Here is a 711-nt window from a genome sequence, read left to right on the forward strand (position 1 = left end):
CCCAGCGCGCAGGTGACGCGCATCGACAACACCGCTGCGGCCATCCGCGGCTGGTTGCGCACGCTGCCGAGTGGTGCCCAGCGCATCGCCTGCGAATCGACCGGCAGCTATCACTGCACGCTCGTTGAATTGCTCATCAAGGCCGGACATCAGGTGTTTCTGATCGACGGCTTCAAGCTGTCCAGGTACCGCGACACCGTGGGTCAGCGCGCCAAGACCGATCGGCACGACGCACGCCTGATCGCCCGCTACCTCGCGCACGAGGGCACGGATCTGCGCCCCTTCTCGCTCCCGGCCCCCGCGGTCACCGAACTGCGCAGCCTGCTGCGTCGGCGCGCCACCGTGGTGCGCAGCCTGGGTCGCATCCGTCAGAGCATGGAAGATCTGCCCGGCTTTGGTCGCGAAGTGCGTGTCGCCCTCGCGCGGCTCACCGCCTTGATCAAACGGTTCGAACAGCGCATCGCATCACTGATCAACGAAAGCGGATGGACTGAACCGTACCGGCGCATCCTGAAGATCGAAGGCGTCGGCGCGCTCACCGCCGCCGGCCTGTGCGCGGCGTTCCATCGCGCTCCCTTCAGCGGCGCGGACGCCTTCATCGCCTTCCTCGGCATGGATGTCAGCGTGCGCGATTCGGGCAAGAAGACCGGACGCCGTGCGCTGAGCAAGAAGGGTGACTCGGAGATGCGCCGCCTGCTCTACAACGCCGCC

Annotated in this window: 1 protein-coding gene; it reads left to right on the forward strand. The window is 66.9% G+C overall.

The genetic code is table 11. The features are described from left to right. Window positions 1-711 (forward strand): IS110 family transposase (locus tag AO057_RS17305; protein WP_057677364.1); only part of this gene is annotated, 711 nt, incomplete at both ends.

Origin of the sequence: Curvibacter sp. PAE-UM, assembly GCF_001432305.1 — a bacterium.
In the GTDB taxonomy this organism is placed as follows: domain Bacteria; phylum Pseudomonadota; class Gammaproteobacteria; order Burkholderiales; family Burkholderiaceae_C; genus Hylemonella.